This is a genomic window from Actinocorallia lasiicapitis (assembly GCF_054778695.1).
This window is the reverse complement of record NZ_BAAGZI010000320.1, coordinates 1-6921: the sequence shown is the minus strand read 5'-3', so window position 1 is coordinate 6921 and position 6921 is coordinate 1. Positions and strand designations below refer to the sequence as shown.

The 6921-nt window shown below is 69.8% G+C and carries 6 protein-coding genes and 1 pseudogene; all 7 read left to right on the top strand.

Annotated features, from left to right (window positions below):
• Window positions 1-1954 (top strand): translation initiation factor IF-2 (infB, locus tag ACYVE7_RS26175; protein WP_460368146.1); only part of this gene is annotated, 1954 nt, incomplete at its 5' end.
• 73 nt (window positions 1955-2027) lie between these two features.
• A complete protein-coding gene (locus tag ACYVE7_RS26170) occupies window positions 2028-2324 on the top strand; it encodes a DUF503 domain-containing protein (protein ID WP_460368144.1) in 297 nt (98 codons plus the stop codon).
• 10 nt (window positions 2325-2334) lie between these two features.
• Complete coding sequence (gene rbfA, locus ACYVE7_RS26165) at window positions 2335-2835, top strand: 30S ribosome-binding factor RbfA (protein WP_460368142.1); 501 nt, start codon at window positions 2335-2337, stop codon at window positions 2833-2835.
• A complete protein-coding gene (locus ACYVE7_RS26160; RefSeq protein WP_460368140.1) occupies window positions 2832-3806 on the top strand; it encodes a DHH family phosphoesterase in 975 nt (324 codons plus the stop codon). The genes rbfA and ACYVE7_RS26160 overlap by 4 nt, the downstream gene beginning before the upstream one ends.
• Window positions 3803-4687, top strand: coding sequence for a tRNA pseudouridine(55) synthase TruB (gene truB, locus ACYVE7_RS26155; RefSeq protein WP_460368138.1), 885 nt, complete (start codon window positions 3803-3805; stop codon window positions 4685-4687). The genes ACYVE7_RS26160 and truB overlap by 4 nt, the downstream gene beginning before the upstream one ends.
• Before the next feature lie 77 nt (window positions 4688-4764).
• Window positions 4765-5433, top strand: a complete 669-nt coding sequence (gene trhA / locus ACYVE7_RS26150; RefSeq protein WP_460368136.1) for a PAQR family membrane homeostasis protein TrhA — start codon at window positions 4765-4767, stop codon at window positions 5431-5433.
• A 32-nt stretch (window positions 5434-5465) separates the two neighbouring features.
• Window positions 5466-6921: pseudogene (locus ACYVE7_RS26145) on the top strand (hypothetical protein); the annotation flags it as partial.

Sequence of the window (6921 nt, the reverse complement as noted above, 5' to 3'; positions counted from 1 at the left end):
CGGCCCCGGTGGCGGCGGTCGCGGCGGCACGGCGGGTGCCTTCGGGCGTCCCGGCGGCCGGCCGACGCGTGGACGCAAGTCCAAGAAGCAGCGGCGTCAAGAGTTCGACAACATGCAGGCCCCCGCGATCGGCGGCGTGAACGCGCCGCGCGGCAACGGCAAGGTCGTGCGGTTGGCGGCCGGCGCGTCCCTGACGGACTTCGCCGAGAAGATCGGTGCCAACCCGGCGTCGCTCGTCGCGATCATGATGCACCTCGGCGAGATGGTGACCGCGACCCAGTCGGTGACCGAGGAGTCGTTCCAGATCCTGGGCGAGGAGCTGGACTTCAACGTCCAGATCGTCAGCCCCGAGGACGAGGACCGCGAGCTGCTCGAGTCCTTCGACCTGGAGTTCGGCGAGGACGAAGGCGGCGAGGAGCACCTCGTCGCACGTCCGCCGGTCGTGACCGTCATGGGTCACGTCGACCACGGTAAGACCAAGCTTCTGGACGCGATCCGGAACGCCAACGTCGTCGCCGGTGAAGCGGGTGGCATCACCCAGCACATCGGCGCCTACCAGGTCTCCACCGAGGTCGAAGGCGCCGAGCGCAAGATCACCTTCATCGACACCCCCGGTCACGAGGCGTTCTCCGCCATGCGTGCCCGTGGTGCGGACACCACCGACCTCGTGGTCCTGGTGGTCGCCGCCGACGACGGTGTGAAGCCGCAGACCACCGAGGCGATCGACCACGCGACGGCGGCCGGCGTGCCGATCGTCGTGGCGGTCAACAAGATCGACAAGGAGGGGGCGGACCCGACGAAGGTCCGCGCCCAGCTCACCGAGTACGGCCTGGTGGCCGAGGAGTTCGGTGGCCAGACCATCTTCGTGGACGTGTCCGCGAAGCAGGGCCTCAACATCGACGGCCTCCTGGAGGCCATCGTGCTGACCGCCGACGCCGAGCTCGACCTGCGGGCCAACCCCGACCAGGACGCGCAGGGCGTCGCGATCGAAGCCCACCTGGACAAGGGCCGCGGCCCCGTCGCGACCGTCCTGGTCCAGCGCGGCACGCTCAACATCGGTGACTCCATCGTCGCCGGTGGCGCCTACGGACGCGTCCGGGCGATGCTCGACGAGAACGGCGACCACGTCGAAGAGGCGGGCCCGTCCCGTCCGGTGCTGGTCCTCGGTCTCACGGCCGTCCCGGGTGCGGGCGACTCCTTCCTGGTCGTCGAGGACGACCGGATGGCGCGTCAGATCGCCGACAAGCGTGCCGCCCGCAAGCGGAACGCCGAACTGCTCAAGAGCCGTCCGAAGCACTCCCTCGAGGAGCTGTTCAAGGACCTCGAGCGGGGCGAGCGCCAGGAGCTGCTGCTCATCCTCAAGGGCGACGTGTCCGGTTCGGTGGAAGCCCTCGAGGACTCGCTGCTCAAGATCGACGTGGGCGACGAGGTCTCGCTGCGGGTCATCCGCCGCGGCGTCGGTGCGATCACCCAGAACGACGTCAACCTCGCGGTGGCGTCCGAAGGCGCGGTCATCATCGGCTTCAACGTCCGTCCCGAGCGCAACGCGCAGGAGATGGCGGACCGCGAAGGCGTCGACATCCGCTTCTACTCGGTCATCTACAACGCGATCGAAGAAGTCGAAGCGGCCCTCAAGGGAATGCTCAAGCCCGAGTTCGAAGAGGCGCAGCTGGGCACCGCCCAGATCCGCGCGATCTTCAAGGTGCCGAAGCTCGGCAGCATCGCGGGTTGCATGGTCCAGTCCGGCACGGTCAACCGCAACAGCAAGGCGCGGCTCGTCCGGCAGGGCGTGGTCATCGCCGACAACCTCACGGTCTCCTCGCTCCGTCGCGAGAAGGACGACGTCACCGAGGTCCGCGAGGGCTTCGAGTGCGGTATCGGCATCGGCTACCAGGACCTGAAGCTCGACGACATCATCGAAACCTTCGAAATGCGCGAAAAGCCCAGGTCGTAGGTTTTACCCGTCCCGCAGCGACAGGGGGAACTATCCCCCTGTCGCTGCGGGTTTCTCATGTTGAGGTGGTTACTTGTTCATCGGGGCCCTGACCCTGGACTTGTTGCTGGGTGACGTACATTCGCTTAAAGAGAAGCGTGGCGTCATCCGGCCGATCATCGCGGAGGTGCAGAAGCGCTTCCCGGCCGTGGCTGTGGCCGAGACCGGTGATCAGGACCTGCACCGTAGAGCGGAGCTCGGCATCGCCGTGGTCTCCGGGTCCGCGGGGAACTGCACAGAGGTGCTGGACGCGTGTGAACGGCTGGTGGCCGGGCGTCCGGAGATCGAGCTGCTGTCGGCACGGCAGCGGCTCTACGACGACGAGGACTAGTGAGGTAGCCATGGTGGATGCGGCCCGGGCGCGCAAGCTCGCCGACCGGATTCAGCAGATCGTGGCGGAGATGCTGGAACGGCGGATCAAGGACCCCAGGCTGGGGTTCGTCACGATCACCGATGCGAAGATCACGAACGATCTGCGGGACGCCACCGTGTACTACACGGTCTACGGCACGGACGAGGAGAAGGCCGGGACGGCCGCGGCGCTGGAGAGCGCCAAGGGCGTCATCAGGACCGAGGTCGGCCGTAAGACCGGTATCCGGCACACCCCGTCGCTGGTCTTCGAACTGGACGGCGTGATGGACAACGCCCTGCAGATCGAGGAGCTCCTCGCGAAGGCCAAGAAGGCCGACGCGGAGGTGTCGGCGGCGGCCGTGGGCGCCGAGTACGCGGGTGAAGCGAACCCCTACAAGGCCGACGAAGAGGACGAAGACGAGTCCGATTCAGAGGATGATGACGAATTCGAGGACGAGGACGCCAGCGAAAGCGGACACTCTTCCTCGTGAGTACCATCCCGGCGCGTTCGTGGGGGAAGGCCGTCAGGGCGATCGAGACGGCGGGGGAGCTCTGCCTCGCCTGCCACATCAGCCCTGACGGCGACGCACTCGGCTCGATGCTGGCCTTCGCCCAGGGGCTGCGCCAGCTCGGCCGGAACTGCACGGTGTCGTTCGGGGAGCCTTATGGCGTCCCGGCGATGCTGGCCTTTCTGCCGGGTCTGGAAATGCTCTCCGAACCGTCACGGTTCCCGGCCGCGCCCAAGGTGATGATCACGTTCGACGCGGCCAGGCCCGACCGGCTCGGCGGCCTGGCCGCCTCCGCTGGGCGCGCCCGGGAACTGATCGTGCTGGACCACCATGTGAGCAACCCGGGGTTCGGGACGATCGACCTGGTCGACCACGAGGCGGCCGCGACGGCCGTGGTGGTCGACGAGCTGCTGGTCAGGCTGGGGGTTCCGCTGTCGAAGGACATCGCGACCTGCCTGTACGCGGGGCTGGCGTCCGACACGGGGTCGTTCAAGTACGCGACGAGCACCCCGGCCGTCCACGCGCTGGCGGGGCGGCTGATCGAGGCAGGGGCGAAGCCCGACGAGGTCTCCCATGAGCTGTGGGACCGAGCGTCGTTCGGGCTGCTGAAGGTGCTGGGGGCGGCGCTGGAGCGCGCGGTGCTGGACGAACCGGCGGCCGGCGGTCTGGGGATGGTCTGGACTTCGGTGAGCCGTGCCGACCGGCTGGGCGTCGGGTACGACCGGCTCGAAGGCGTCATCGACGTGCTGCGCAGGGCCGACGAGGCCGAGGTCGCGGTCGTCGCCAAGGAGAACGACGAGGGCCGCTGGTACGTGTCGACCAGGTCCAAGGGCGCGGTCGACGTGGGCCGGGCCTGTGAAGCACTCGGCGGGGGCGGGCACCGGCTCGCCGCCGCGTTCACCGCGGACGGCGACGTCCGCGCTGCCATAGCCCGACTTAAGGATCTTTTGTGAGCAAGGTCGTACCGCCCTCGGGGCTCGTCATCGTCGACAAGCCCGCGGGGTGGACCTCGCATGACGTCGTCGCGCGGATGCGGCGGCTGGCCGGGACACGCCGGGTCGGCCACGCCGGCACCCTCGACCCGATGGCGACGGGCGTGCTGGTCGTCGGGGTGGAGAAGGCCACCCGGCTGCTGGGCCATCTGGCGCTGACCCGCAAGGGCTACGACGGCACGATCCGGCTGGGCGAGACCACCAACACCGACGACGCCGAGGGCGAGTCGACGGGCACGACCCCGGCGGGGCACGTCACCGACGCGGAGATCGCGGCGGGGATCGCGAAGCTGACGGGGGAGATCCAGCAGGTCCCGCCGCAGGTTTCGGCGATCAAGGTGAACGGCGAGCGGGCCTACAAGAGCGCGCGCAAGGGCGAGGAGGTCGAGCTGAAGGCCCGGCCGATCACGATCCACGCGTTCGAGGTGCGGGAGATCCGGCGGAGCCCGGAGTACGTGGACGTCGACGTCTCGATCGCGTGCTCCTCCGGCACCTACATCAGGGCGCTGGCCCGCGATCTGGGCGCCGATCTGGGCGTCGGCGGGCATCTGACGGCGCTGCGCCGCACTGCGGTCGGGCCGTACGAGCTGGCGCAGGCCAAGACCTTGGAGGAGCTGGCCGTGGACTGCGCGATCCTGCCGATAGCGGACGCCGTCACGGCGGTGTTCCCGCGGCGGGAGGTGACGGCGGAGGAGGCCAAGCTGGTGGAGCACGGCGGGCGGCTGCCCGCTGTGGGCCTGGGTGCGGGGCCGATCGGAGTTTTCGGTCCTGATGGCACTTTTCTCTCCCTCGTGGAGGAGGTAGGAAGGCAGGCCAAGCCTCTGGCGGTCTTCGTGCCGTGAGCATCCTCACGTGACGAGCTAACCTACGGTGCCGTAACCTACGGGTACGTAGGTATTGAAAGCGAAGGATGTGCGTCATGGTGACCTCGACCCTGGAACGGACCGCTGAAGCCGTCAAACCGCGGTTGCGCGGCTGGCTCCATCTCGGCATGTTCCCCGCCGCCCTGCTCGGCGGCCTGGTCTTGGTCACCTTCGGCCCGACCCTCGAGGCCAGGATCGGCGCCGCGATCTACGCGATCACCAGCGCGCTGCTGTTCGGCGTCTCGGCCACCTACCACCGCAACACGTTCGGCCCGCGCGGCGAGGCGGTCATGCGCCGCTTCGACCACGCCAACATCTACTTGATCATCGCGGGCACGTACACGCCGTTCGCCCTGCTGGCCCTGGACGGCGTCACCCGCGAACTGATCCTCGGCGGCGTCTGGACCGCGGCCCTGGCGGGCGTCGTCTTCAAGACCGTCTGGCTGTCGGCCCCCCGCTGGCTGTCCACTTTCTTCTACATCGCCCTGGGCTGGGTCGCGATCCTGGCGATCCCCCAGTTCATCGCAGGCGCCGGAGTGACGGCCTCCGTCCTGGTAGCCGTGGGCGGCGCCCTCTACTCGGCCGGCGGCGTCATCTACGCCCTGAAGCGCCCCGACCCCAACCCCACCTGGTTCGGCTTCCACGAGCTCTTCCACGCCTTCACCCTCGCCGCCTACATCTGCCAGTACATAGCCGTCTCCCTGGTCGTCTACAACACCCCGTAAAACTGTCACACCCCCCTGCCACCCTCGTCCCCATGGAATCCCCCCGCCCCGACCTCCACCGAATTCCCTGGCCAGGCACCCGCGACGCCGCCGAAGCCGACGTGCCGTTTCTGTGGGGGCGGCGGGGCGCGGAGGATGAGCCCGGGGCGCTGGAGGAGTTGGCGCGGCTTGAACCGGGTCGTGCGGCCGGAGCGTTGATGGAGGATGCCGAGGCCGATGCGGGTGTCCGGGCGGAGGCTGTTGTGGTGGGGCTGCGTGCGGGTGGGGTCTGGGATCCGGGGCATGGGTCGCTGTTGCGGGCGGAGTTCCGTGATGAGGGCTCGGCGTTGGTGCGGGTCTTTCACCTTCTCTTCCGGCGGGGGGAAGGGGAGGCGGCCTGTGCGCTGGTCGCGCCGCTGGCGGCTGAGGAGCGGGTCGGGGCGTGCCCTGCGAGCAGGGACGCCGTTCTCCGGATGGTCCGGCGGCTCTGTGAGCGGTTCAGGTCGGCGCCCGCCCGGTTGCAGTCCGCTCTGGTCGCGGCGCTCGGCTGGCGGGACGGCCTCGGTGAACGGGAGGACGGTGAACGGGAGGACGGTGAACGGGGGGACGGGGAAACGGCGGACCAGGCCGTCGCGTCCGTGGTTCGGCTCATCGGTGAGATCGGCGGGGCCTTCGCCGCCGACCCCCTCGCGGAACTGGCGGGCTCCACCGAGTTGCCCGAGGCCGCCGACCAGGCGCTGACCGTGCTGATCGGGCTGGGAGATCCGCGGGCGGCGGGCCTGTACGCCGCGCATTTCGAGGACCGCCCGGAATCCCTGGAAGCGGCCGTCGAACAGAGCCTTCCCTTTGACGCCGTGCTTCTCGCCGCCCTCCGGGCCTTCCTCGCGCGCCTCCCTTCCGATCGGGACGAACGCGCTGGATTCGGGCCCTGTGGTCGTGGGATGATCCGGGGCCGTTCCTGGGAGGGCGATCTCTACCGTCTTCTCGCCCGCTGGGGCGGCCAGGCCCACGAGGCGCTCCCCGAACTGGCCGCCCTCGCCGCGTCGGACGAGACGGGCGCCATCAGGGCCCTGGGCGAGCTGGCCGCCACCCCCGCCGAGCAGGAGTCCGCCGCGGCCGTCCTTCGCCCGCTGGTCCGGGCGGGCCGGAACCGCGTCACCGCGGCCGTCGCCCTGTGGCGGTTGACCGGCGACACCGCACCGGCGCTCGCCGAGATCCGTCGCGTCCTCACCGACGAGCACTCCACCCAACGGGACGAGGCCATCGAAGCCCTGATCCGCCTCGGCCCGGCCGCCGAGCCCCTGGACGAGGTGGTGTTCCACGCCACCGGCGGCGGTCTCCTGGACTTCGGCCTGGCCACCGCCCTGTGGCGGCGGTACGGCTACGCCCAGGCCCTCCTGCCGGTCCTGGCGCACCATCTGCGCGACGACGCGCACGCCGACAGGGCGCTGCGGCTCGCCGCCGAAGTGGGTCCCGAAGCGCTCCCGCTCCGCAAACGCGTCACCCGCG

What these genes read in the sequence shown, in the direction of transcription:
- rbfA (WP_460368142.1), top strand. Translation starts at nt 2,335, where the DNA reads ATGGTGGATGCGGCCCGGGCGCGCAAGCTCGCCGACCGGATTCAGCAG.
- trhA (WP_460368136.1), top strand. Translation starts at nt 4,765, where the DNA reads ATGGTGACCTCGACCCTGGAACGGACCGCTGAAGCCGTCAAACCGCGG.